This window comes from Bacillus sp. XF8 (genome assembly GCF_017498755.1).
Taxonomy (GTDB): domain Bacteria; phylum Bacillota; class Bacilli; order Bacillales; family Bacillaceae_G; genus Bacillus_A; species Bacillus_A bingmayongensis.
The window spans coordinates 68,714-93,490 of sequence record NZ_JAGDQK010000033.1 but is presented as its reverse complement, the minus strand read 5'-3'; the positions used below and the strand labels follow the sequence as shown (position 1 = coordinate 93,490).

Here is a 24,777-nt window from a genome sequence, read left to right as displayed (position 1 = left end):
CTTTCCTTACAACAAAGCTGTGTTATAACCTGTTCTAGTTATGTACCTAATATATATGAAGAAATACCGCTTTTTGTGTATGTCACCTATTAATTATGAAGACTGTTTCGTCACAATTTCCTTTTGTCTTTGTTCTACAAGGCGATCTAAAGAAATATATACAATACCTGCTACTACACATCCCACCCCTAAAATCGTGAACAATAAGTGCCCTAGCGATCGATCAAGTAATAGTCCGCCAAGAAGCGGGCCGAATGCATTTCCTGTAATCCACTGCAAGCTTGCTGCACCCATATATGTCCCTCGTAAATGTTCCGGTGCTAAATTGGCTACAAATGTCATTTGCACAGGCGACATAATCATTTCACCTAGTGTGTATACCGCATAGACAACAAGTAATGTTATTAAAATAACCGTAGCATTTGTTCCAAATTCACCAAACCACTTTGGAAGCCAACCGATGAAAAACAATCCAATTCCAAATAACCACGCCCCATATAACATCGTCTTTCCAACAGGTTTATCTGTTGCCCATTTTGAAATTTGAAATTGGAATAAGACAACTAGTAAGCCATTTAAAGCCATTAAATATGGATACGGGTTATTTTTACCAAAGATTTCTTTCATTTCATTATCAAAATGAAGGGGAAGCATACCTTCTGTTTGTGAAAAACCCATGGAAATAATAATACCGGCCAACAAATAAATCATTAGTACCTTATCTCGCAAGACAACTTTCCAGACAGCTTCTGATCCCTTTTCTTTATCCTTCCGTTCTTTCAATACCGTTTTCGGCATGGTTTCTTGAATAAGTATTAACACAAGAAGTGCATAAAACAGCATTGTGGATGAAGCAATAATAAACACTAGATTTTTTGAAAGAACAACTACCGAGGCTCCCATAATTGGTCCGATTGCTGCCCCAATATTATGTCCCATTCGTAATAAACCGTACGCCTCCGTCCTCTTTTCAGGTGCTGTCACATCCGCTACCATCGCTGATGCCGCTGGATGAAATAGCGAATTACTTAATCCTAAAAAAATAGACAAAATAGCATAAGGAATAAATCCTTCTATAAATAAAAAACCGAGCATCAACACTGCATTACTCGCCATCGAAAATATCATAATTGGCTTTCTACCATATATATCAGCAATTCGACCTCCTATCAAAGAACCAAAACTTGCTGCAATTGGAGAAAGTGCCATAATAATCCCTACTTGCAATAAAGAATCTACCTTATCTTTTAAATACAACGCAAAAAACGGCATTAACATCATCATTGCAATTCCATTTAATGTTTCTCCTATAAAACGAATCCATACGTTACGGTCCATCGCTTGTAACTCACGCCATGTTTTTTTCATTTACAACACCCCTTTAATCAACCACTCTTTATCTTATATTAATATTAGAAAAATGTAAATTTTCAAAACAAAAGATCCGTTCTATTCTATTTAGAACGGATCTTTTTCTTATAAATTCGCTACATCTTCCTCATCTTTTTTATTATTTAAAACGCTATGCTTTCGGCTATAAAGGAAATAAACCACTACACCAATCGCCATCCAAATACCAAAGCTCATCCATGCAGTTCCTGATAATTGAAGCATTAAATATACACAAAAGATAACTGTTAATGCAGGTAAAACTGGTACAAGCGGCGCTTTAAAAGCACGTGGTAAATCTGGGTGTGTTTTTCTCATTACAATAACAGCAACAGCTACAAGTGCAAATGCGGATAATGTTCCCATATTTACAAGATGTGCTAGTACATTTAAATCAATAAGCCCTGAAATAAGTGCTGCTATAATACCTGTTGTCCATGTATTTAAAAATGGTGTTTTAAATTTCGGATGAACTTTTGCAAGACGCTTCGGCAATAACCCATCGCGACTCATTGCATATGAAACACGAACCTGTCCATACATCATTACTAACATTACAGTTGTAATTCCTGTAATTGCTCCTACCGAAATAATACCGGCTAAACTATCTTGTCCAATAAACTGAAGCGCAAAAGCTACTGGATCAGAAATGTTCAGCTGACCATATGGTACAATCCCTGTCAAAATAAGTGAAACAACAATATAAAGAATCGTACAAATGAGTAATGACGCTATAATACCAATTGGTAAATCCCTTTGCGGACGTTTTACCTCCTCCGCTGCCGTTGATACAGCATCAAATCCAATAAATGCAAAGAATACCGTTGCAGCCCCAGCCATTACACCATCAAGACCAAACGGCATGAACGGTGTCCAGTTTTCCGGCTTTACATAATTAAAACCAGCAAAGATAAAGAGCACAACAACTGCTAACTTAATAAAAACCATTATATTATTTACACGGGCACTTTCACGTACTCCCCTAGATAAAAGAACAGTCATAATTAAAATGATAATTACAGCTGGTAAATCAATAAGACCACCCTTTCCCGTTCCAGGAGCCGAGGATAAAATGGTTGGAATATGAATCCCAAAACCTTTTAATAAAGATTGAAAATAAGCAGACCATCCGTTAGCTACCGCAGATGTTGCTAATAAATATTCCAACATTAAATCCCATCCAATTAAAAATGCAAATACCTCTCCCATTGTCGCATATGTATACGTGTAAACGCTTCCCGAAACAGGAACAGAAGATGCAAATTCTGCGTAACAAAATGCAGCAAAGGCGCAAGCTAATGCAGCTATAGCAAATGATAAAATAATAGCTGGTCCAGAATGTTTCGCTGCTACAACACCAGTAAGAACAAAAATCCCTGTCCCGACAATCGCTCCAATTCCAAGCATTGTTAAATCAATGGCTCCCAATGTTCTCGATAATGTTTTCTGTTTACTTTCTTGCATTAATTTTGCAATCGGCTTTTTTTGAAAAATTTGCTTCATAGCATGCACCCCTATTTTTAATTTTCTGAAAATTTTTAATTTATTTTTTCATTTTACTTATAACGTGTTTTTTAGTCAATACTTTTGTCGAAATAAACAGAAAAATATATCATCAGCTTAAAGAATAAAAAACAACCTCTTTATAACACTTTCTATTTTTATATTTGTTCACCACATTAAATGATTTCATGATTCGGCATAAAAGGATAAAGAATATACAAATAATGTATATAGTTATATCCCTATATCTTTTTATAATTTTTTTTGATATTCTATAAATTGTCGATTCCAACTAAAGAAAGAGGCATGCTCATTTTATGAGCATGCCTCTTTCCTTTATCTCACTATTTACGGGCAGTAAGCCCCCACTGATGGAAGTTTCATTTTATTTCGTAGTATATGAACCTTCTTCAATCCAGCTATACATATACTTCTCATCTTCCGTTTCATGTGCTTGTTTCACAATACGGAGCGGGCGGAATGTATCGATCATAACCGCTAGTTCAATTGTTTCTTTTTTCCCTAAGCTTGCTTCTGTTTTTCCAGGATGTGGCCCATGCGGAATACCACTTGGATGGAGTGTAATTGAACCTTCTTCTACACCTTTTCTACTCATAAAGTTCCCTTCTACATAATAAAGAACTTCATCACTATTTACGTTACTATGATAATACGGCGCTGGAATTGCTTCCGGATGATAATCATATAAACGCGGCACAAAAGAACAAATAACAAAGTTATGACCTTCAAAAGTTTGATGGACTGGCGGCGGCTGATGAATACGGCCTGTAATCGGCTCAAAATCCTCGACATTAAAGACCCAAGGATATAAATATCCATCCCATCCGACAACATCTAACGGATGATGCTGCATAATATGCTTATGCATATAACCTCTCGACTTTGTCATAACGACAAACTCGCCTTTTTCATCATATGTTTCTAACTTCTCTGGCCCCCTGATATCTCTCTCACAGAAAGGACTATGTTCTAACAATTGACCATACTCATTACGATAACGACGCGGGGTTGTAATTTGGCTATTCGCTTCTACAACAAGAAACTTAGACTCTCCCTCATCTGGAATAACTCGGTAAATTGTTCCGATTGGAATCGTTACATAATCACCCTTCCGGTAATGAATCGTTCCAAACATCGTCTCAATTTTCCCAGTCCCATAATGAACGAATAACATTTCATCTCCATCACCATTGCGATAGAAATAATCCATTTTTTCTGTTGGATTAACAACACCGATTAATAGGTCCTCATTCCCTAATACGAAATTCCTTCCACTTACTGCATCACCAGTTTTTCTATTTTCCTTCGTGCGAAAGTGACGATGAGCCAGCGCTACATCTTCTTCATACTGTAACTGACAAGAATGTGCTAACGCAGCATGTCCTACTTCAGTTGGCATATAATGATGATACAAAATAGATTGTGTACCAGAGAAACCTTTCGTTCCCATCACCTGTTCACGATAAAGTGATCCATCTTCTTTACGAAATTGTACATGTCGTTTATGAGGAAGCTCCCCCATGTGACGATAATACATGCCCATCACCCGCTTTCGTTTCTTTTTTCACTGTGTTACGCAATGTGCCTAGCCCAGTGATCGTAAGTTCTACAACGTCACCGTCTTGTAACCACTTTTCTGTACCAAGTTCTAAAATACAGCCAGTGCCAACCGTGCCAGAACCAATTACATCTCCTGGATATAACGTAACATCCTCTGAAGCACGTTCTATCATTTCTGCAAACGTATAGTAAATATCTCGGAAATTCCCTTTAGACAAAAGTTCTCCGTTCACGTGAGCATTCATTTCTAAGTTATAATGTTCACCTGTGCGATAAACTTCTAATTCCTCTTTCGTAACAAGATAAGCTCCTAATGAAGTAGCAAAGTCCTTTCCTTTTGCTGGACCAAGCCCTACTTTCATTTCTTTAGCTTGCAAATCTCTTGCGCTCCAGTCATTCATAATACAATAACCGAAAATATATTCTTCTGCTTGTTCACGCGAAATATTTCTTCCCTCTTTCCCAATGACACAAGCAATTTCTAATTCATAGTCAAGCTTTTGAGATTGTTTTGGGCAAGAAACTGTAACTTCTGGACCGATAACAGCACGATGATTTGTAAAATAAAAAACCGGAATATCATACCACTCCGGAACAACATCTAAACCACGACGTCCACGAGCCGTTTTGACATGTTGCTCAAACGCATAAAAGTCACGAATACTACCTGGATTTGGGAGGGCTGCACAAAGCTGTACATCTTCCAAAGTGTACACGCCACTTGTTGGTTTGCGAATACCTCGCGCTATTTCTACATATTCATCCGCTTTCTCTAAAAAAGCGAGCATAGATGAAGGAAGAGTCCCATTACTTGCTATATTCATATCAATTACTTTGTCACCTTCTAGCCAACCAGCACGCATTTCTTCTGAAGGAAGACGAAATGTAATAAATTTCATCAATATTCCTCCTCACCGTTTATATAAAGTGAAACTTTAATCAGCGGGGGTTTTCTCCATCCCCCACTGACAGATAATAATTTTATAGATTTCCGCGGCGCTCTTGTTCTCTTTCAATGGATTCAAATAAAGCCTTAAAGTTTCCTTCTCCGAACCCACGAGAACCTTTACGCTGAATAATTTCAATAAATAATGTTGGACGATCCACGATTGGCTTCGTAAAAATTTGTAGCAAGTAGCCTTCTTCATCACGATCCACAAGAATCTTAAGTTCTTTTAACTTATCAACTTCTTCATCGATTTCGCCAACGCGCGCTGTTAACTCATCATAATATGTGTCTGGTGTATCTAAAAACTCAACTCCATTGGCACGAAGCGCTTTAACTGTTTTTACAATATCATTTGTCAATAATGCTAGATGCTGTACACCTGCACCATTATAAAACTCTAAGTATTCTTGGATTTGCGATTTACGCTTACCATCTGCTGGTTCATTAATCGGAAATTTAATACGACTTCCATTTGTCATAACTTTTGACATTAAAGCGGAATATTCTGTACTAATATCATCATCATCAAAATGAATCATTTGTTTAAAGCCCATAACGTTTTCATAATAGCTAACCCACTCTTCCATTTTTTCAACGTTACCAACAACGTGATCCACAGCGATTAGTCCTGATTCTTCACTCGGAATATTAAATTCAACTTCTTCATAACCAGGCATAAATTTACCTTTATAATTTTTACGCTCCACAAGAGTATGGATTGTATCACCATACGTACCGATAACCGCCTTTTTTAATGTCCCATGCTCATCCGTTAATTCTTCCGGCGGAGCAATCGCAACAGCACCTCGTTTTACAGCCTCTGAATATGCCTTTTCAACATCGTCAACAAGTAAAGCTACGTCTTTTACTCCATCACCATGAGTTTTTATAAATTCCGCAATACGACTTTCACTATTTAAAGTCCCAGACACAACAAAACGCATGTTTTTTTGTACAAGAACATACGATACCTTTTCACGGTTCCCTGTTTCCAATCCAGAATAGGCAACAATTTTAAATCCAAACGCCCTCGCAAGGTAATAACTTGATTGTTTTGCATTTCCTACATAAAATTCTAAATGATCGACATCACGTACCGGAAAGAAATCCTCCATTTGTGCAGCTAACGTATCCATAGATTTTTGTTTCATAAATTCCTCATCCCCCTGTAAATAAATTGAATGTTACATACTTAGAACTAATCGAAAACGCTTCCAGTTATCACTAAAAAATTAGTTAGCAAGCTAACAAATTTCTGACTCTTAAAATTTTCTATCTTTTCTGTCAAATTCCTCTTTTTTTCTTCTATATAAATTTCGACTTTTTTCTATTTAAAACAACATCCAAATTAATTGACGCAGCAAACAATATAATCATCAAAATATTACGGAGAAAAACAAAAAAGGGATATTGGCGAACAAGATGATACATGCTCCACTTCATTTTTGGTTCTGATTCTCCATCTTCTTTTCTTTATAACTTAAAACAGTGTCGAAGCTTTTCTATTTAACTTATTTCAAAAAATACATTTTTACCCATTTATGATATATATAGAATTCATTCCAATGAACAACTTCATACAAACATATGTATTTTCTGTAAAAATCCATATCTGCATTATTAAAAGAAAAAGAAGCCTTATCTTAAGTAGATATAGGCTCTTTAAGCAGTCGCGCAATAATTAAAAGGCGAAAATCATAGATAAATAATTTGTACCGAGATTTATTATGCTTTATATCTTAGATGGATTTCTTCCTGTGAATCTTAATACAGATTCTCTTGAACGCTCAATTTCTTTAATATTTTCATCATAATATTTTGATGCATATGCATAGAAGATAATGTCGATAGTCAGAAATTGTGCAAATAATGAACTTGTTGCTGCGCTACGAAATTTAGCCTCCGGTGCACGAACATGATGCAAAGACATATCGACTTTGTTAGTTAATCTATTGTTCCCAAATTGCGATAATCCGATTGTTTGAATACCAGATGCTGTAGCGATATCAACAAGTCGCAGTACTTCTTCGGTTTCACCACTATTGGATATACTGAAAAAAACACAATCTTTTGTTGATGCAGCAAGTGCTGTAGCCATGATATGTGCATCTTGATTTGCACTTACAATCTTTCCTAAACGTAACCATTTATGAGTAATATCTTCCGCAACGAGCCATGAAGCTCCTAATCCATAGACATAAATAACATCCGCATTTCTCATAGTTTCAACTATTTGATCAAGAACGACTTCATCTAAATAAAGCGCTGTTTCTTGTATCGCTTGTACAGAGTTAGAAACTATTTTTTCTTTAATGGCCGTTATTGTTTCATTTGGTTCAATGTCATAAAAACCTTTCTTCTCTGGTCGTGAGATATGCGATGATAGAGATACCTTTAACTCTGAAAAACTAGCAATTTCAATAGAACGACAAAGTCTCGTAACAGCAGAACTACTCGCATTAGCATGAGTAGCTAATTCATGTATAGTCATTCTAATAACTTCTTGAGGATTGTTTAAAATATATTGTGCTATTTTCCTTTCAGATTTCGGTAATTGATGTAATAAACTTTCAATTTTTAATAATACATTCACAACTTGCATATTGAATTACTCCCTTAACTTTAAATTAACTCATATATTTCAGAGCTAAGTAGTAACATCCTAATGTAGATGATACATCTTCTAAAATAAATTGTACTTCCGGTTTTTCTTGTTTAATCTTTTCAATAAAGGAAGTTTGTACAAACGATATATTAGTTAATACGCTCCCTTTAATAGCAATTGTAACATTGTTATTAAAATTTAATTTCTTGCAAACATCAAGCGTAGTCTTAGCAAGGTGATAACCTGCTTCTTTAAGAATATTCTGTGAGAAATCATCACCCGCTTTTGCTTGTTGGACAATTATTGGAACAAATGAAGCAATCTCCGCCTTAGTTGAGGAATAAATAAATTTTTTTAATTCTAGTACACTGTGATAACCAAGTTTTGTTAGTATTAACTTAGTTAGGTCACTATAATTTAATCCCGCATCTTCTTCTTGCGTCATTTTAATAAAAACTTGCATAGCAATCCAATAGCCACTTCCCTCATCCCCAAGAATATGTCCCCAGCCACCTGCTAATTTTTCGATACCATTATGAACTCCAATGCTAACAGAACCTGTTCCTGAAATTGTTAAGATACCATCTTTTCCTTTTAGTAAAGCAGCATGTGCAATAATTCCATCATTTACAATCGTAAACGGAATATTAAACGCCTCATAAAGAGCATCTTTTATACCTTTTGTATTTTTAACCCCTCCATACCCAGCTAATCCTAGACATATGTACTGGCATTCTTCCTTTTTTAAAGGAACTAAGCATTGTTCAATCGCATCAATAATGTTAATAATAGCTTGTTTTTCATTTAGAAGTAAGTTTCCATACCCCGCTTTACCTTCACTTATTTTTTTTCCATTTAAATCATAAGCCACCGCTTCCGTTTTAGTGCCTCCACCGTCTACGCCGATAATATAACTCATGTAGATTCCTCCTCATTCATATATAAAAAAGGAAGGAGCGCTCTGTTCCTTCCCTTTCCCTTGCTTTGAGATTTTTCTCGATAAAGTGAAACTTTAATCAGTGGGGGCCTTGCTGCCCGCGAATAGCGGGATAAAATTACTTAATTGAAAATTGGAATTTCTCCCAAGGATCTAGGCAATCAAGGAGAAAAATTTCTTCTTCAACTATCCGGCCAACCACATTCGTCTTACCTGAATTCTTCATATCTTTCAACGCAATCTGCAATTCACCTTTATATTGTCCGTAGAGCTCATTCTCAATTAAAATGTCTCCTCGTCTAATATCAGGGGTATAGGTTGGTTTAAATTCTTCTCGTTTATATTTTACACGGGATTGAGTCGAGCGAATAAGATAATCTGAAACGTCTCCACGATAAAAATGAAATTCTTCTAACACAATCTTTTTCTCTAACTCTGTAATCGTGTCATACAGTTCTATATTAAACGTAAGCAGCTCACTGTTTAATGTACTAAGGGCTTCTAACTCAACATCTGATGCATACGCGTTAGCGATAATCACATCATCAATTACTCCAGTTGCAAATAAGTGTTTTGCCTGCGTTACAATTGGTAATTCACGATGCATTTCTAGTGTACATAATCCTTCCGTTACTGGCCAAGGTCCGTAAGTTGCTGCGTGTGAACTAACGAATGCTGCCGTACGAATATTATGACGTTTAAATTGCTCACAGCATTTTAGAAAATGAGCATAGCTTAATCCTGCATAACGATGAGGATAGAAGTTATGTGAACCTACTAAATTCTCTTTATTAGGCTTGTAAGCAATGATATTATCTAAATAATTTGTTGCATTGCTCATATTAATTTCAATTTTCAAATTATAAGGGTTATGTGTCATGATGGACTCTTCATTTCCTGTAAACCCCATGTCTAGGCGAATTCCATACGCTCCTAAATCAGCAAAGAATGATAGATCATTATAGGAAATATCCAAAGCCCCAAATACACGAGGAGAGATATCGACCATTACTTCCATACCTAATTGATTTGCAAATGCGATTGTTTCTTTAAATTCTCTCATAATTTTTTCTTTATCACCTTCTACTGAAAGCAGACAAGTAAAGATTTTTTTGAATCCATATTTATGTGCAAGTGCAATATACTCCATATCTTTTTCTACGGTTGAATGTTCTGGGTAAATGGAAATACCTAATTTTCTCATCTTTAAATCACCTTTACCTTTCTGCATTTTCAATTATTGTTGTGGTGCTAGTTTTTTTATGATACGAATCATATGTTCAATCAGTTTTTGTTCACTTATCGCTGTCATTAAGTGATCTTGAGCATGGATCATTAGTAATGTTTTTTCACTTGGAACTCCGTTCAATTCGGCTTGAATTAACTTTGTTTGTGTCTTATGAGCCAAGCTAAGTTCTTCTCCAGCTCGGTTAATAAGATCTGTCGCTCTTTCAAAGTTGAATTCTTCTGCGGCTGTTAATGCTTCATAGGCTAATCCCCTTGCATTTCCACCATGAGAAATAATTTCAAAAATTTCCATTTCGTTATTATTGATTTCCGTTGACATATCACAACACTCCTAATCGTAGTAAAGTATAGGCACGGCATTCTCTAAAAGAATCAATATTTCAGAGAATATCAGGTCTCAATTGGTCTTTAATATTAAATTTATTATTATCCTAATTATCTAAAAAAACGTGGTAGATACTCTTTATGAGCTTCTAATAATTTCTGTAATACAACTTCAGCTAAATCATCACTTGGAATAAGTGGATTAATAGTTAAGGCTAATAAAGCCTTATCATAAGAACCCGTTACAGCTGCCTCAGCACCTACTCTTTCAAATGATTTGATTTGTTGAATTAATCCTTGAACTTGAACGGGCAATTTCCCCATTGTTATAGGGACTGGTCCATTTTTTGTCACAATACAACTTACTTCAACCGCTGAATCATAATCAATTTCGGTAATGGCACTTTTGTTTTGGACATTTAATACTTGAATGTCTTTTTTGTCATTATAAATAGAAGAAATAACATTACACGCTGCATCACTGTAGTATGCACCACCCCGCTTTTCTAATTGTGGAGGTTTAATGTCTAGTTTTTCATCTTTATACAAATCAAACAGATCTTCCTCTAGTTTCTTGACAATTTCAGCACGTGTTTTCCCTGATTTAAACGCTTCTAATTCTTCATCTAAAATATTTTTTGTTTTGTAATAATAACGATGATATGGGCAAGGCACTACACCTAATGCTTTCAAAAATCTTGAATTCCAAGGAAGAGGGGCAATGTTCTTCATTGTCATTTGTATTGCTGGATTTCCTAACATTTCAAGCACTTTCTCTGTTACTTCTTGATCATCAACATATACGTGTGTCCCGAATACCATATGGTTTAATCCAGCGAAATCAATGTGTACTCTCTCCATTTCAACACCTAACATTTTTGAAATAGACATGTGCATATTGAACGGTACATTACATACCCCGATGACTTTTTTATGCTTGCTGTAACGAAGAAGGGATTCTGTTACCATTCCAGCTGGGTTTGTAAAGTTAATTAACCATGCATTTGGGCAAAGTTCTTGCATTTCTTCTGCGATTTCTAAAAGAACAGGGATTGTTCGTAATGCTTTAAATAATCCCCCTGCACCATTTGTTTCTTGACCAATTAACCCTAGTTGCAGAGGAATACGCTCGTCTTTAATTCGGGCATCTAGTAATCCAACTCTCATTTGCGTTGTCACAAAATCAGCATCCTGTAAAGCTTGACGACGGTCTAGTGTCAAATGGATCTTCATCGGAACTCCTGCTTTTTCAACCATTCTTCGTGCTAAGTTCCCTACAATCTCAAGTTTTTCTCTTCCTGCCTCAATATCCACTAACCAAAGTTCTCTAACCGGTAACTCATCATAACGTTTAATAAAACCTTCAATTAACTCTGGTGTGTAACTAGATCCACCACCAATTGTGGCAATTTTTATTCCTTTTTGCTTTTCCATTTCACTAACACCCCATTTTAGATGACGTACTTTTTCTTTTCATTTACGCATAGACAATAAGGTAACAAATTAGTGCACTTACTACTAATAAAGACAAGAACAAAATTAACGCTTGTTTCTTGTTTTTAAACTTACCTTCAACAAAAATAAGAACAAGAGTTAATCCTGCGCTGATGGCAAAGGGATTATCTAAGTACAATGACAATTGTTTATCTATCCCAACTGCATTCATTAAAGGATTAAAGATAAGATTAAAAACAAGAATAAAACTAAAAAATAGAAACGCACTTTTGTAACTAAAAAAGTGAATTCTGGATGTTGAATTCATTTTATCTCCCTTCTCTCTTTCATATGAAGGGAAGTTTGGAGTACTTAGTCCCAAACTCCCTTTCATATATTTTTATAAGGCTACGTTTGTGTCCTCTGTTGTTTCTGTTGTACTTTCCTGTGCTAAAAGCTTTTGATCATACATTTTATAGAATGGTAGATAAACAAGAATTGAAATTGCAAGATTGATTAATACAAGAATAATTGCTCTCCAATCACCACCCGTTGAAAGGTAGGCACCTATTGGGGCTGGTAATGTCCATGGGACCATTACGTATGTAGGATTTACTAATCCAATTGACGTTGCGATGTATGCAAGTGTCGCACCAATTAATGGTGTCACGATAAATGGAATAATTAAAAGTGGGTTTAGCACAATTGGCATCCCAAAAATAACGGGTTCATTAATGTTAAATATACTTGGAACAATTGTTGCTTTCGCCATCGTCTTACCGTAACTGGATCTTGCTGTTAATAACATAGCAATTACTAGCCCTAATGTTGCACCAGAGCCACCAATCCAAATAAACCATTGGAAGAATGTTTCAGGAGCTACGTGAGGGATTGCTTTTCCAGCTGCAACTGCCGCTGAGTTATTAGCTAAGTAAACTTCCCAAACTGGACGAGCAACAGCACCTACAACTGATACACCATGAATACCGAATGACCAGAAGAATGTTATTAAAAAGACAGGAATTAATACGCCTGGTAATGTATCCCCTGCTTTAATAAGTGGGGCAACGGCTTTATCAACAAGTGAATGTAGATCAACACCTAAGACTACTGTAATTAGGGTCATAATAACCAGCACGATTGTAACTGGAATTAACGCTTCAAATGAACGAGATACAGATGTCGGAACGGAATCTGGCATTTTTATTGTAATATTTTTACTCTTACATAGACGTAGAATTTCAACCGCAAATATAGAAACAAGCATCCCTACAAAGAGTCCGTGCCCACCAAGATTTGACATTGGTAATACAAACCCTACACCATCCATCATTTTTACGCCTATTGTGAACAAGAAGGCAGCTACCGATAGTAATCCTCCTGATAGCGGATCTAACTTATAGCTTTGAGACAGACTATGACCTATTCCAAAAGTAATGTATAGGGTCATAATAAACATCGTTAATCGATAAGGTATTAAAATCTCTGCAATATGTTTTGCTGCCCATTCACCTATTGCGGAATCTGCTGCTACAGGTGGGAACGCAATGATAAGAAATAAGCTCCCAAAGATGATGAATGGTAAAGCAGAAACTACACCATCACGTATTGCACGTAAATGTTTTTGCTCAGACAATTTAGCCATGGGTGTTGAAAGGTTATTTTCTAAAAAAGCGACAAACTTGTCCATTCGCATTTTCCCCTTTAGTTATTTAATGGTTAAACCTATTTGTTAAATTGTTACTTTACAAGTTCGTTTACTAATTTTAATAGAGTAGGTCCACCAAGAGGACTATATGCTTGAGGTGGGATTACTTGACATGGTACTCCAGCCTCATCTGCAGAATCTTTAAAACTATCAAAGCGATGTTTCACTTGAGGGGCTACCATAGCAACATCCCAACCGTTACGGACTTCTGAATCAAATTCTTGAGTACCAACTGCCAATACTTCTAAATCTAATCCTTGTTTTCCCCCTTCTTTTTTTAAAGCGCTTACAACAATTGCACTTGACATTCCACCAGAACATACGAATAATACTTTCATCTTTATTCCTCCTACTACTTCTTTTTATTTAATAAATTTTAAATTGCTTTTCTTGTAAATACTGCTGCCACTTTTAATAAACGATCTATTTCTTCTTCGTTCATCACCTCCGCAAAATAAGCGCTTTCATTTTTTTTATAAACACATAATCTTTTCATTTCAACATTCCGTTGTGAAATGCTCTAACATATAAATCATTCTTCTGTCATTCGTAATCTAAGCGCTTTTTGAAATCGCTTTCTTTGACAAAACTATAACACCATTAAAAATAAATTTCAATTAAAAAGTAGAAATTTTAAAATGGAATTTCAAATGTTATCTATACAACTAGAAAACTAGCGAGTATAATATGGAATTGTTAACGCTTACAATTATTATTGTAAACTAAAAAGATAAGAAAGGGATGCATACTATTGAGTAAACAAAGAGTTTCTAAAAGAAAAGTAGGTACATTGGCAATGGCAATTTTTGTAGGGGGATCACTACTACTTCCAACTAATCTAGTTGCCAATGCGGAAACTTCGTCTACGGCTATTCCCCAAGAAACAATCTTTTTAAAACATGAGCTACGCGCAACTTGGATTGCAAGTGTGTTAAACATGGACTGGCCATCAAAACCAGGTTTATCCGTCTCTGAACAAAAAGTTGAATTCACAAAATATTTAGATAAACAAAAACAATGGGTATGAATGCTGTCGTTATGCAAATTAAACCAACTGCTGATGCCTTTTATCCTTCTGAGTATGGTCTTTGGTCACAGTATTTAACGGGAGTTCAAGGAAAAGATCCAGGCTACAATCCACTCGCATTCATGGTTGAAGAAGCACACAAACGTAATATGGAATTTCATGCGTGGTTTAATCCGTATCGTATTACAATGCCTTTAGGAAAACCAGCTGAACTTTCAGATCTTAATGAACTACCAGAATCCCATCCTGCTAGAGAACATCCAGATTGGGTAATACCCTACGGAGAACAATTGTACTTTAATCCAGGCATTCCAGAAGTACAGCAATTTGTAATTGACGGTATTATGGAAGTTGTTAAAAATTATGATATCGATGCAGTGCATATGGATGATTATTTCTATCCTTACAAGATTGCTGGAGTACCTTTTCCTGATGAAGATACGTATAAAAAATATGGGGAAAGTACATTTACAAATATAGAAGACTGGCGCCGCGATAATGTAAATAATCTTGTTAAACATATTAATCAAGCCATTAAAATAGAAAAGCCTTATGTAAAGTTCGGTATTAGTCCATTTGGCGTATGGCGCAATAAAGCAACCGATCCAACGGGTTCTGATACTGCTGCTGGACAAACGAACTATGATGATCTATATGCTGATACGAGAACATGGATTAATAATGGATACATTGATTATATAGCACCTCAGCTATACTGGAATATTGGTCTTCCTGTAGCAGATTATGCAAAACTTCTCGATTGGTGGACAAAGGAAGTTAAAGGTAAAAATGTTCAGCTTTATATTGGACAAGCAGACTATAAAATTAACACAGCTTCCAATGGTGTACAAAATTGGTTCAATCCAGAAGAAATGCCAAACCAATTAAAGTTAAATCGCACCTATAAAGAATTTGATGGCAGCATACATTTTAGCGCAAAAGATTTAAGGGCAAATCCCCTTGGAATTGCAGATCGTTTGAGCAACGACATTTACAAGCATCCCGCATTGATTCCACCTATGCCTTGGATTGATAATGATGCTCCAAAGGCACCAAAGGTTAGTAAAGCAAAACAAACAAAAGAAGGAGTACAATTTGAAATTCAAGACCATAAGCAAGGGGATGCATCTTATTATGCAATTTATCGTTTTGAAGGAAAGAACAACGGAAATATTAAAGATGCAACTAACCTACTAACTACGGTTCGTAAAGACACTCATAGTCAATTGTATATTGATAGTACTGTACAGAAAGGAAAGACTTACACATATATTGTGACTGCCTTAGACCGTACACATAATGAAAGTAAACAAACAAGTCAGATTAAAGTGCAAGTGAAATAATCTTATATGTTTTATCGTTCATCAATAGAATATAGAGTATAAATAATTAAAGAACAGCGTTGATTGTGAAGCCATGTTTACAAAGAAGTAAACTGATGAAGAGCCATCACATTAAAAATTGTAAACCTTTAACATGATGGTTCTTTTCTCACTCTTGACTTTCTATCTTCAAATTATTTCAAAAAAATTTATTCTAATCAGCGAAATTAAATTTTGTAATCGCTTTATATTTTTTTAATAATGATAGTACACTTAACAAAAAGACGGGAACTAGAAAAACCATAGATTTAAGTGTAAAAAAATGCTGTCTCACTTTTATCATGGTTTTATAAAAGCGGACATTATTAATTAGTAAGGAAGTTAAAAATCTATGTAAAGCAGGTGTAATCATAATGTACATTGTTGGGTTAATGTCTGGAACATCATTGGATGGTATTGATGCTGCGCTTGTACGTGTAAATAATAGCGGAGTAAAGACGGAAATAGAAATGATTGAGTTTGTAACATATCCTTTTCCAAAAGATGTTGAAGAAGAAATTATACAGTCTCTGTCTGTAAATACATCAAATGTGCAGTTAATTTGTAGTTTAAACTTTAAGCTAGGAAAATTATTCGCAGATGCTACAAAAGAAGTTTGCAAGAAAGCTGGGCTTCCTTTAGAGCAGTTGGATCTTATAGGATCCCATGGACAAACTATTTACCATCAGCCTTTGCAAGAACAAAACTGGGTACCTTCAACACTACAAATTGGGGAACCTTCGGTAATTGCTTACGAAACAAATACAACCGTAATATCTAATTTTCGTACTATGGACATGGCAGCCGGTGGACAGGGCGCTCCTCTAGTACCTTATACTGAATATGTTCTTTATCGAAGTGAAACAAAGGGAAGATTGCTACAAAACATTGGAGGCATTGGAAATGTTACTGTTTTACCCAAGCAAGCTTCACTAAATGATATGTATGCCTTTGATACAGGACCTGGAAATATGATTATTGATGAGGTATGTCGCCAATTGTTTAACATAGGATACGATGAAGATGGTAATTTAGCTAAACAAGGAAAAATAAATGAACAGCTCTTATCATACTGTGTAAATCATCCTTATATTATGAGCCCTCCTCCAAAAACAACAGGTAGAGAATTGTTTGGTAAACAATATGTTGAAATACTATTAAACAAGTTTAATTCGCTTTCAAGCCACGATATAGTAGCGACTGTAACAATGTTTACAGCGAAATCTATTGTAGAGAACTATCGCAAATTCATCTTTCCACAAGTAAAAATCGATGAAGTAATTATTGGAGGCGGTGGCAGCTATAATAAAACTTTACTAAAAATGATTCAGTCACTACTCGGGGAATCCATTCAAATTTACACCCAAGAAGAGTTAGGATACTCTTCGGAGGCTAAAGAAGCTGTAGCGTTCGCCCTTCTTGCAAATGAAACCTACCATGGTAACCCAAGTAATGTTCCAAATGCTACGGGTGCAAAAAACGCTGTCGTTCTTGGGAACGTATCCTTTCCTATGTCAGATCATTGGATTAAGAAAAGAAATTCTTTAGAATAAAGTGAACCCTCCATCAGCGGTGGTGGTTCCCCGTCCCTCTCTGAATCTTGAGGTGGGGTCTTACTGCCCACGAATAGCGGGATAAAATAGAGAAATTATAATGTGGTTATTACGAAGGTGTAGTCTTGTGTTCAAAAACCTTCTAATAGGGGTATTGGGGCTATTTGTACTAGTTTGTATTTCTATCTATTATTGCAAAAAAGACTCTAACATATTAACTATCTATAATATGCTAGAGTCTTTATTTTTTTTGAATAATAGTACGAATAACATATGAGAAATTCCACTTATCTATACTTATCATACTAATACATTTGCAAGGAATACAATAAGTGCTGTTAACACTGCTGCTCCACCTGCTGCCCCTAAGAAATCCATTTTTGTTACTTGTAATACTTGTTCCATACTCCTCATTCTCCTTTCATATTTATTTTACACTCTTCATGCTGCTCTATTACTTGTACAAAACTTCTATTATACTAATACACTTGAAAGAAATACGATTAATGCTGTTAACGCTGTTGCTGCTCCTGCTGATCCTAATAAGTCCATTTTTGTTAGTTGTAATACTTCTTTGTTTTCCATATTCCCATTCTCCCTTCAATTTATAACTATCTTTTTTACGTTGTAATACCTATGCCACTTCTTTCACAAAATTCTTATTATACTAAAGCGTTAGCTAGAAATACGATTAATGCCGTTAATACTGCTGCTCCACTTGCTGATCCTAATAAATCCATTTTTGTTACTTGTAATACTTCTTTGTTTTCCATGCTTTCCATTCTCCCTTCAATTCATAACTTTCTTTTTATTTGATACGATCCGCTCTACTGCTTGTACAAAGTTTTCTATTATACTAAAACGTTAGAAAGAAGTACGATCAATGCTGTTAATACTGCCGCTCCGCCTGCTGATCCTAATAAATCCATTTTTGTTAGTTGTAATACTTGTTCGTTTTTCATATTTACTCTCTCCTTATTAATAGATATTTATATGTAATTTCTAAGAAATGATTAATTCATAGTTTTTATCTTAACGTTACATTAAAACAACTTGTGTAACGTTTGTAACATTAATGTAACATAAGTTTTTTCATACTGCAATATAAATACGTAAAATTTATTACATTTTTTTTACGACATTATTTGCAAACATTCATAAACCCCTTTATATAGCATTTTCCAATACATATATATTTGTAACATTAATGTAATATTATGATTACAAAGCGAAATAAAAAGTAGTAGAAAGAGTCCCAAATAGCTCTTCTGCTACTTTTTGTACAATATGAACGTAAAAACACCGATTTTTAACAGCCGATATCAAACCTTTTTTCTCACATCAAGATGTAGTTGTTTATGTAATTCTTGTACAGTGCCTACAATAATATCTGCCTTCAAAACTGATTTCATTGCCATTTCATAAGAAGTGACACCTGTTAGTACAAGGGCCGTCCTCATATTTGCTTGCTTTCCAAATAAAATATCAGTATCTAAACGGTCTCCTATAACTAAGCATTCCTCTGGCTGTAAACATAAAGAAAGCATGACTTTATGAATATAGTAGTAAGAAGGTTTACCAATTGTGACTGTCGCTTTTGTATCAGTCGCTACTTCAATCGCTTTTACCAATGAACCTGTATCTGGAATACGATCACCTTGAATAGGGCAAAACGAGTCCGGGTTGATTTCAACCAGCTGTGCTCCGCTTTGAATTGCCTGCATACACTCATGTAGTTTTTTATATGAAAATGTTTTATCTAATCCAACAAGAACATGTGTAGCTTCTAGCGGATTATTTGTCACCCTAATATGAAAGGTTTTCAATTCTTGGAAGACGTGTTCGCTCCCAACAACAAATACATTGGCATCTCGATTTGTCTCATAAAAATATTGAGCTGCTAGAAAAGCTGCTGTCATAATTTCAGACAAATCGACTTGTAATCCTAAGTTAGCTAAACTCTTCTGAATACAAACCCTTGTTTTAATGGACGTATTCGTAATAAACATAAGCTTCTTATTTTGAGCACGTACATAAGAAATAATCTCTATTACACCTGGCAACAACTGATCCTCTAAATAGATTGTGCCATCTAAATCAAATAAATAAGCTTGAAGATTTAAAGGATTCCTCAATTTTCTAAAACAACTCCTTTCTAAAAAATAGAAACAAAATCAGAGCCTCACATATTTTAAATCTCAAAATGAATACGTAAAAAAGCCTTTCAAAAAGCAATAGTAAACAAATCCGTACAAAAGTGTACAGCTTCACTTCTCTATTACCTCATGAAAGGCTTTCTCTTCGTCTCCTGCCTCGTGAGCTCCCATATGTTTATATTTCAAAAATAACAAAGTAATATTAAGGAAATGTTAAGGAACATGTCGTCATTTGTAAATATGTGGAACAACTTTTGTTAACATTAGTTTAAAACTTCCTTAACATTATCCGCTTACAATGAGGTTATAGAGTCTTATTGTAAAGGAAGGATATCCATTGAACACACAATCTTTCTTCAAAAAGCAACGCCTCATCGCTGCGTGCACATGCGAAAATATTAACAAAGCGCTTACCTCTGATGCCGATGCACTACTATTGATGAATGGAACATTATCATTTTTCATCAAATATAGAAAGGTACTAAAAGAATGCCCAAAGCCACTATTCATTCATCTCGATTTAATAAAAGGTTTATCTAATGATATAGAAGCGATTCATTTTCTAAAGAAGTACTGTACACCAACCGGGATTGTTTCAACGAAAGGCATGTCTATTAAAGCAGCAAAAAAAGAAGGTTTACTTGCCATTCAGCGCATCTTCTTAATTGATAGCAATTCACTTCATACAGCCATGCATAATATCAAAGTAAATAAACCTGATATAGTAGAAATCATGCCAGGTATCGCTCCAAATATCGTCCCTATCTTAAAACAACAACTATCACAACCCATCATTCTAGGAGGTCTTATTTGGACAGAAGAACAAGTAAAGGCTGCACTACATTCTCAAGTAGAAGGTATTTCATTAAGTAAAGAAAAATTATGGAATCATAAAATTATGGAAGGAGTATAACGATGCAAATTGGTTATTTGGATTTATTGTTATTCCCGGCAAGCATAGAAGAAAAAATCCCAATGTTTATGGAGCAGGAAGCAGACTATATAGAATTATTGCTAGATGGCAGTGAGTGGTATGATTTAGCCTCCATATATCAAGAAAAAGTAGTTTCACTAAAAAATTTAAATGTAACCTATGCTGTTCATCCACCAGCGTGGGGTGTGAATTTAGCCATTGAAAATAAGGAATTGCGTAATGCGGCGCTGAAACAACATATAACAGCTCTTCATTTTGCACATAATATAGATGCTCATTATTTCGTTGTTCATCCTGGTTTTTATGTTTCACCTTTGTTTCACTTACATACTGCGCAAGAATTAGCTACCGAGGCTGTCTATACTCTATATAAAGAAGCAAAAGAATTAGGGATTAAATTAGTAATTGAAAACGTTGGATATAATGGAACATCTTTATTTACAGAACAAGAATACATTTCATTTGTAGATCAATTTGATCCAAATATAATTGGATATGTTCTCGATACAGGGCATGCCTATCTCAACAACTGGAATATCCCAAATGTTATTGAGCAAACTTCTTCTCGCCTATGGACAATACATTTAAATGATAACCACGGAGTAGAAGATGAACATTTACCAATTGGTAACGGCTCTATTAACTGGGAACCAATTTTTTCAGCCTTGCACAAACAGCCACAGCTCCCCTCTTACTTTTTACTAGAATATGGATTCGACGTAAATATAAAAAAACTACGAGAACATAATCAATTATTACTGAACAAGATCATACAGACACACACCTCTCTCTAAAATAGACTGTACGCAGTCTTTTTTTTATTCCTTTCATAACTATATAAAGCGAAACGTTAATCAGTGGGGGTTTTCTCCATCCCCACTGATTATTAGCCCTCACCAGTCGGGCTTTTACAGACAGTTCATCCCCCACCTAACTTCTTTTATTCCGCTGAATTTTGAGGTAGGAGTGCTACTGTCCATTAATGCGAGATAAATCCATTTTGATTTTTCAACATATAATTCGCTTCTACGAAGAACAAAAGGTGACCTGCACTCGTTTTCTCTCTTTGTTTTAACTTGGCTGGGGCAGGAAAAGGATCTGGCTGCTTCTATGCATGGACGGATGCTCTCTCTCCCACCTAAAAAGAAAGGTTCTATGTCAGTTTTTCAATTTGTACTTATATATGTATAATAAAAGCAAAGAGGTGGTCAGTTTGAAATTAATCGCACTAGATATGGATGGTACACTACTATCATCTAATCTTGAAATCTCCAAGGAAAATTTACAAGCTATTCAGAGTGCTAAAGCAGCCGGTCATGTGGTAATGATTTGTTCTGGTCGTGCGAAAGAAGACGCTTTAAAACTATTGGAAGAGTATCAATTATCACTTCCAGTTGGAGCAAGCAATGGGGCAATTGTTTATGTTGATGGAAAAGTAATTAACGCACGTTGTTTACAAAATGATAAAGTATACAAGCTTGCGAAATTACTAGAAGCTGAAGGATTTCCATATAAGCTGTACACAAATAAAGGAGTTTATTCTCCTTACAATTGGAATGAAAAAGTAATGCATACATTCGAAGAAAATAAGCATGCGCTTGATGTTACAATTGAAGAATTGGAAAGAATTACAGAGAAGCAAAAAAAATCTAACTTAATTACTGATTTCCAAAAAATCGAAGATGTCGTAAATAATCCAGAGTTAGAAATCTCGAAATTCTTTATTTTAACATTTGATGCAGATCATCGTTCACAGCTACTGCATTCTTTACAAGAAGATAAAGAAATTATGGTCACAGCATCAGCTCCGACAAATTTAGAAATTATGGACAAGCATGGCCATAAAGGAAATGGATTACAAGAAATGGCATCATATTTCAACATTCCAATTCAAGATACAATTGCAATTGGTGATAACTTTAATGATGTACCGATGCTTGAAGTAGCCGGTCTATCTGTTGCGATGGGAAATGCTGAAGAAGATGTAAAGAAATTATGTGATGTTGTTACATTAACAAATGATGAACACGGTGTTGCACATGCAATTGAACAATATGTACTAAAACAACCATCATCAAGTAAATAAAATAAGGACTCTTCCATAATGCGGAAGAGTCCTTTTCTTTTATACATGATGACAAGCAACAAGATGTCCTTCTCCAACATCACGAAATTCCGGTACAGTCTGCTTACAAATATCTGTTGCAAATGGGCAACGTGTATGAAAGCGGCAGCCTGATGGTGGATTCGCAGGACTTGGAATATCCCCTTGTAGAATAATCCTTTCTCGCTTAACAGTTGGATCGGGAATTGGTACTGCGGATAACAAAGCCTTCGTATATGGATGAAGCGGATTTGCAAATAGCTCATTACGAGGTGCTGTTTCCACGATTGTCCCTAAATACATAATACCTATTTTTGTACATAAGTGTTCGACAACACTTAAATCATGTGAAATAAATAAATAGGATAAACCTTTTTTCTCTTGTAATTCGCTAAACAAATTAATAATTTGTGCTTGAATCGATACATCTAATGCCGCAACGGGTTCATCAGCAACAATAAATTCTGGGTTTAATACCATCGCCCTTGCAATAACAATACGCTGACGTTGTCCACCAGAAAACTCATGAGGATAACGATCGATATGATAAGGTGCTAATCCACATAACTCTAGCACTTCTAATACCTTTTCACGAACATTTTCTTTCGTTGCTAAACCGTGAGCTAACATCGGTTCACCAAGCGCTTCTCCAATTCGCATCCGTGGATTTAATGAACTAAATGGATCTTGGAATACAAGTTGCATATTAGGACGATGTTTCCGCAGTTCTTCTTTCGATAACGTGTGAACATCTTGACCTTTAAATTTCACTTCGCCCTCTGTTTTTTGAACGAGACGAAGAATTGTTTTACCAATCGTCGTCTTTCCACTTCCGGATTCACCGACTAGACCAAATACTTCACCTTTATTAATCGTAAAGCTAACTCCATCTACCGCTTTTACATGCCCAATCGTTCTACTAAATACGCCGCCTTTAATAGGAAAATACGTTTTTAAATTCTTTACTTCTAATAACGGTTCACTCATTGCTCAGCACGCTCCTCATATAACCAGCAAGCTACTTTATGATTATCTTCATGTACTTCAAGATCGGGTACTGCATTTTTGCATATGTCCATGCAATGTTCACAGCGACCACTAAAGTAGCAAAATTCTCCTAGGCCAACTAAGTTTGGAACTTGCCCTGGAATTGAATAAAGCTTATCTGTTCGTTTTCCCATCACCGGCTTTGATTTTAATAAACCTTTCGTATATGGATGTTTCGGATTTTGGAATAGCTCCAGTACAGGTGCTTCTTCAATGACTTTACCACCATACATCACAACAACGTAATCTGCCATTTCTGCTACTACACCTAAATCATGTGTAATTAATAAAATGGATGTTTTAAATTCCTCTTTTACTTGTCTTAGTAGATCTAATATTTGCGCCTGGATTGTAACATCCAGGGCTGTTGTAGGCTCATCGGCAATTAATAGTTTAGGGTTACAACTTAGTGCAATCGCAATCATAATCCGTTGCAACATTCCACCACTTAGCTCATGTGGATAGGAATGTACTATTTCATCCGCACGTGCAATACCAACTTTACGAATTAATTCAATTGCTTTCTTATACGCTTCATTTTTACTAAGAAGTTCATGTTCTCTTAACGTCTCAACAATTTGTTCCCCAACAGTAAAAACCGGGTTGAGGGATGTCATCGGCTCTTGGAAAATCATCGCAATATCATTTCCTCTTAAACTTCGAAGCTCCTTCTCTTTCATGCCCAAGAGACTTTGACCTTCATAAAGGATATCACCACCAACAATGCCGCCAGATTCAGCAATAAGTCCCATAATAGATAAAGCTGTTACACTTTTCCCACAACCTGATTCTCCTACTACACAAACAGTTTCACCTTCTCGTACAGAAAAACTAACATGATTGACAGCCTTTACTGTACCTTCTTCCGTCTGAAAGTGCGTTTGTAAATCCTTTAGCTCTACTACTGCTTTACCCAT

24 protein-coding genes and 1 pseudogene are annotated in these 24,777 nt (G+C 35.5%); 5 read left to right on the top strand and 20 right to left on the bottom strand.

Annotated elements, in window-relative coordinates:
• Positions 1–93: 93 nt before the first annotated feature.
• The 13 genes from J4P91_RS19630 to J4P91_RS19570 all read right to left on the bottom strand — a co-directional run bounded on the left by J4P91_RS19630 (position 94) and on the right by J4P91_RS19570 (position 14,016).
• On the bottom strand, positions 94–1,368 hold the full coding sequence (locus tag J4P91_RS19630; protein WP_207995496.1) for an MDR family MFS transporter: 1,275 nt from the start codon (positions 1,366–1,368) through the stop codon (positions 94–96).
• Positions 1,369–1,476: 108 nt separating this feature from the next.
• Entirely contained in the window at positions 1,477–2,892 is a 1,416-nt protein-coding gene (gene bcaP, locus J4P91_RS19625) for a branched-chain amino acid transporter BcaP (RefSeq protein ID WP_207995495.1), read from the bottom strand.
• 385 nt (positions 2,893–3,277) lie between these two features.
• On the bottom strand, positions 3,278–4,450 hold the full coding sequence (locus J4P91_RS19620; protein WP_207995494.1) for a homogentisate 1,2-dioxygenase: 1,173 nt from the start codon (positions 4,448–4,450) through the stop codon (positions 3,278–3,280).
• On the bottom strand, positions 4,416–5,372 hold the full coding sequence (locus J4P91_RS19615; RefSeq protein ID WP_207995493.1) for a fumarylacetoacetate hydrolase family protein: 957 nt from the start codon (positions 5,370–5,372) through the stop codon (positions 4,416–4,418). Before J4P91_RS19615 ends, J4P91_RS19620 begins: the two co-directional genes overlap by 35 nt.
• Before the next feature lie 82 nt (positions 5,373–5,454).
• Positions 5,455–6,573, bottom strand: a complete 1,119-nt coding sequence (hppD, locus tag J4P91_RS19610) for a 4-hydroxyphenylpyruvate dioxygenase (RefSeq protein WP_207995492.1) — start codon at positions 6,571–6,573, stop codon at positions 5,455–5,457.
• Between the two features lie 581 nt (positions 6,574–7,154).
• Positions 7,155–8,024: a MurR/RpiR family transcriptional regulator gene (locus J4P91_RS19605; RefSeq protein ID WP_017154242.1), complete on the bottom strand. Its 870-nt coding sequence runs from the start codon at positions 8,022–8,024 to the stop codon at positions 7,155–7,157.
• 25 nt (positions 8,025–8,049) lie between these two features.
• Positions 8,050–8,946, bottom strand: coding sequence for a BadF/BadG/BcrA/BcrD ATPase family protein (locus tag J4P91_RS19600; protein WP_207995491.1), 897 nt, complete (start codon positions 8,944–8,946; stop codon positions 8,050–8,052).
• Between the two features lie 136 nt (positions 8,947–9,082).
• Positions 9,083–10,168 carry a DUF871 domain-containing protein gene (locus tag J4P91_RS19595; RefSeq protein WP_207995490.1) on the bottom strand — a complete coding sequence of 362 codons (1,086 nt, stop codon included), beginning with the start codon at positions 10,166–10,168 and terminating at the stop codon, positions 9,083–9,085.
• Between the two features lie 33 nt (positions 10,169–10,201).
• Positions 10,202–10,531 (bottom strand): PTS lactose/cellobiose transporter subunit IIA, encoded by a 330-nt coding sequence (locus J4P91_RS19590; protein ID WP_207995489.1) that lies wholly within the window; start codon positions 10,529–10,531, stop codon positions 10,202–10,204.
• 116 nt (positions 10,532–10,647) lie between these two features.
• Entirely contained in the window at positions 10,648–11,970 is a 1,323-nt protein-coding gene (locus J4P91_RS19585) for a 6-phospho-beta-glucosidase (protein ID WP_207995488.1), read from the bottom strand.
• Positions 11,971–12,013: 43 nt separating this feature from the next.
• Complete coding sequence (locus J4P91_RS19580; protein WP_207995487.1) at positions 12,014–12,298, bottom strand: hypothetical protein; 285 nt, start codon at positions 12,296–12,298, stop codon at positions 12,014–12,016.
• Between the two features lie 72 nt (positions 12,299–12,370).
• Positions 12,371–13,660, bottom strand: coding sequence for a PTS sugar transporter subunit IIC (locus J4P91_RS19575; RefSeq protein WP_207995486.1), 1,290 nt, complete (start codon positions 13,658–13,660; stop codon positions 12,371–12,373).
• A 50-nt stretch (positions 13,661–13,710) separates the two neighbouring features.
• On the bottom strand, positions 13,711–14,016 hold the full coding sequence (locus J4P91_RS19570; RefSeq protein ID WP_207995485.1) for a PTS sugar transporter subunit IIB: 306 nt from the start codon (positions 14,014–14,016) through the stop codon (positions 13,711–13,713).
• 458 nt (positions 14,017–14,474) lie between these two features.
• Here J4P91_RS19570 and J4P91_RS19565 point away from each other — a divergent pair.
• Both J4P91_RS19565 and anmK read left to right on the top strand, forming a co-directional pair.
• Positions 14,475–16,048: pseudogene (locus tag J4P91_RS19565) on the top strand (glycoside hydrolase family 10-like protein).
• A gap of 392 nt (positions 16,049–16,440) precedes the next feature.
• Positions 16,441–17,619, top strand: coding sequence for an anhydro-N-acetylmuramic acid kinase AnmK (gene anmK, locus J4P91_RS19560; RefSeq protein WP_207995484.1), 1,179 nt, complete (start codon positions 16,441–16,443; stop codon positions 17,617–17,619).
• Between the two features lie 300 nt (positions 17,620–17,919).
• On the opposite strand, the gene J4P91_RS19555 is transcribed toward anmK, so the two are convergent.
• The 5 genes from J4P91_RS19555 to J4P91_RS19535 form a co-directional block, all read right to left on the bottom strand.
• On the bottom strand, positions 17,920–18,033 hold the full coding sequence (locus tag J4P91_RS19555) for a DUF3948 family protein (RefSeq protein WP_026049362.1): 114 nt from the start codon (positions 18,031–18,033) through the stop codon (positions 17,920–17,922).
• 60 nt (positions 18,034–18,093) lie between these two features.
• A complete protein-coding gene (locus J4P91_RS19550; RefSeq protein ID WP_017154245.1) occupies positions 18,094–18,204 on the bottom strand; it encodes a DUF3948 family protein in 111 nt (36 codons plus the stop codon).
• Between the two features lie 77 nt (positions 18,205–18,281).
• A complete protein-coding gene (locus J4P91_RS19545; RefSeq protein WP_090694110.1) occupies positions 18,282–18,392 on the bottom strand; it encodes a DUF3948 family protein in 111 nt (36 codons plus the stop codon).
• A 78-nt stretch (positions 18,393–18,470) separates the two neighbouring features.
• Positions 18,471–18,581, bottom strand: a complete 111-nt coding sequence (locus tag J4P91_RS19540; protein ID WP_207995483.1) for a DUF3948 family protein — start codon at positions 18,579–18,581, stop codon at positions 18,471–18,473.
• 360 nt (positions 18,582–18,941) lie between these two features.
• Positions 18,942–19,754, bottom strand: coding sequence for an HAD-IIA family hydrolase (locus J4P91_RS19535; RefSeq protein ID WP_207995482.1), 813 nt, complete (start codon positions 19,752–19,754; stop codon positions 18,942–18,944).
• A 358-nt stretch (positions 19,755–20,112) separates the two neighbouring features.
• Between J4P91_RS19535 and J4P91_RS19530 the strand changes: the two genes are divergently transcribed.
• From J4P91_RS19530 to J4P91_RS19520, 3 genes are all read left to right on the top strand, one after another.
• Entirely contained in the window at positions 20,113–20,688 is a 576-nt protein-coding gene (locus tag J4P91_RS19530; protein WP_207995481.1) for a glycerol-3-phosphate responsive antiterminator, read from the top strand.
• A gap of 2 nt (positions 20,689–20,690) precedes the next feature.
• On the top strand, positions 20,691–21,503 hold the full coding sequence (locus J4P91_RS19525) for a sugar phosphate isomerase/epimerase family protein (protein WP_207995480.1): 813 nt from the start codon (positions 20,691–20,693) through the stop codon (positions 21,501–21,503).
• Positions 21,504–21,922: 419 nt separating this feature from the next.
• On the top strand, positions 21,923–22,795 hold the full coding sequence (locus J4P91_RS19520; protein WP_374192059.1) for a Cof-type HAD-IIB family hydrolase: 873 nt from the start codon (positions 21,923–21,925) through the stop codon (positions 22,793–22,795).
• A 39-nt stretch (positions 22,796–22,834) separates the two neighbouring features.
• Here J4P91_RS19520 and J4P91_RS19515 read toward each other — a convergent pair whose 3' ends face one another.
• Together J4P91_RS19515 and J4P91_RS19510 are read right to left on the bottom strand one after the other, a co-directional pair.
• On the bottom strand, positions 22,835–23,800 hold the full coding sequence (locus J4P91_RS19515; protein ID WP_207995478.1) for an ABC transporter ATP-binding protein: 966 nt from the start codon (positions 23,798–23,800) through the stop codon (positions 22,835–22,837).
• Positions 23,797–24,777 carry an ABC transporter ATP-binding protein gene (locus J4P91_RS19510; protein ID WP_207995477.1) on the bottom strand — a complete coding sequence of 327 codons (981 nt, stop codon included), beginning with the start codon at positions 24,775–24,777 and terminating at the stop codon, positions 23,797–23,799. The genes J4P91_RS19515 and J4P91_RS19510 overlap by 4 nt, the downstream gene beginning before the upstream one ends.

Bases quoted from the DNA above. Each gene is read 5' to 3' on its own strand.
- J4P91_RS19580 (WP_207995487.1), bottom strand. From the start codon at position 12,298: ATGAATTCAACATCCAGAATTCACTTTTTTAGTTACAAAAGTGCGTTT.
- J4P91_RS19510 (WP_207995477.1), bottom strand. From the start codon at position 24,777: ATGGGTAAAGCAGTAGTAGAGCTAAAGGATTTACAAACGCACTTTCAG.
- J4P91_RS19545 (WP_090694110.1), bottom strand. From the start codon at position 18,392: ATGGAAAACAAAGAAGTATTACAAGTAACAAAAATGGATTTATTAGGA.
- J4P91_RS19575 (WP_207995486.1), bottom strand. From the start codon at position 13,660: ATGGACAAGTTTGTCGCTTTTTTAGAAAATAACCTTTCAACACCCATG.
- anmK (WP_207995484.1), top strand. From the start codon at position 16,441: ATGTACATTGTTGGGTTAATGTCTGGAACATCATTGGATGGTATTGAT.
- J4P91_RS19620 (WP_207995494.1), bottom strand. From the start codon at position 4,450: ATGTATTATCGTCACATGGGGGAGCTTCCTCATAAACGACATGTACAA.
- J4P91_RS19585 (WP_207995488.1), bottom strand. From the start codon at position 11,970: ATGGAAAAGCAAAAAGGAATAAAAATTGCCACAATTGGTGGTGGATCT.
- J4P91_RS19615 (WP_207995493.1), bottom strand. From the start codon at position 5,372: ATGAAATTTATTACATTTCGTCTTCCTTCAGAAGAAATGCGTGCTGGT.
- J4P91_RS19630 (WP_207995496.1), bottom strand. From the start codon at position 1,368: ATGAAAAAAACATGGCGTGAGTTACAAGCGATGGACCGTAACGTATGG.
- J4P91_RS19515 (WP_207995478.1), bottom strand. From the start codon at position 23,800: ATGAGTGAACCGTTATTAGAAGTAAAGAATTTAAAAACGTATTTTCCT.
- J4P91_RS19590 (WP_207995489.1), bottom strand. From the start codon at position 10,531: ATGTCAACGGAAATCAATAATAACGAAATGGAAATTTTTGAAATTATT.
- J4P91_RS19595 (WP_207995490.1), bottom strand. From the start codon at position 10,168: ATGAGAAAATTAGGTATTTCCATTTACCCAGAACATTCAACCGTAGAA.
- J4P91_RS19605 (WP_017154242.1), bottom strand. From the start codon at position 8,024: ATGCAAGTTGTGAATGTATTATTAAAAATTGAAAGTTTATTACATCAA.
- J4P91_RS19570 (WP_207995485.1), bottom strand. From the start codon at position 14,016: ATGAAAGTATTATTCGTATGTTCTGGTGGAATGTCAAGTGCAATTGTT.
- J4P91_RS19540 (WP_207995483.1), bottom strand. From the start codon at position 18,581: ATGAAAAACGAACAAGTATTACAACTAACAAAAATGGATTTATTAGGA.
- J4P91_RS19525 (WP_207995480.1), top strand. From the start codon at position 20,691: ATGCAAATTGGTTATTTGGATTTATTGTTATTCCCGGCAAGCATAGAA.
- J4P91_RS19600 (WP_207995491.1), bottom strand. From the start codon at position 8,946: ATGAGTTATATTATCGGCGTAGACGGTGGAGGCACTAAAACGGAAGCG.
- bcaP (WP_207995495.1), bottom strand. From the start codon at position 2,892: ATGAAGCAAATTTTTCAAAAAAAGCCGATTGCAAAATTAATGCAAGAA.
- J4P91_RS19550 (WP_017154245.1), bottom strand. From the start codon at position 18,204: ATGGAAAACAAAGAAGTATTACAACTAACAAAAATGGACTTATTAGGA.
- J4P91_RS19555 (WP_026049362.1), bottom strand. From the start codon at position 18,033: ATGAGGAGTATGGAACAAGTATTACAAGTAACAAAAATGGATTTCTTA.
- hppD (WP_207995492.1), bottom strand. From the start codon at position 6,573: ATGAAACAAAAATCTATGGATACGTTAGCTGCACAAATGGAGGATTTC.